We start from the raw sequence: 288 nt of genomic DNA on the forward strand, positions 1-288 counted from the left end.
CGGAAGGTGCGGCTGGATCACCTCCTTTCTAAGGAAGAAGAAGTAAGGGTTTTATATACTGTTGAATCTTTAATAGGTTCAGAATTTTCTGGTGCTGATGCGCTCAGGGGACACACCCGTTCCCATCCCGAACACGATGGTTAAGACCTGAGCGGCCGATGGTACTATATTGGAAACGATATGGGAGAGCAGGTGGGTGCCAGATTATTATGGGGGTGTAGCTCAGTTGGGAGAGCACCTGCCTTGCAAGCAGGGGGTCAAGAGTTCGAATCTCTCCATCTCCATTTG

At 49.7% G+C, this 288-nt stretch carries 1 tRNA gene and 1 rRNA gene; both read left to right on the forward strand.

Annotated features, from left to right (window positions below):
• Positions 1-87: 87 nt before the first annotated feature.
• Positions 88-205: ribosomal RNA gene (gene rrf / locus GPL15_RS24980) — 5S ribosomal RNA — on the forward strand.
• A gap of 6 nt (positions 206-211) precedes the next feature.
• Positions 212-284: transfer RNA gene (locus GPL15_RS24985), tRNA-Ala, on the forward strand.
• Positions 285-288 lie beyond the last annotated feature (4 nt).

Origin of the sequence: Clostridium sp. MCC353, from assembly GCF_018785315.1 — a bacterium.
Taxonomy (GTDB): Bacteria; Bacillota; Clostridia; order Lachnospirales; family Lachnospiraceae; genus CHH4-2.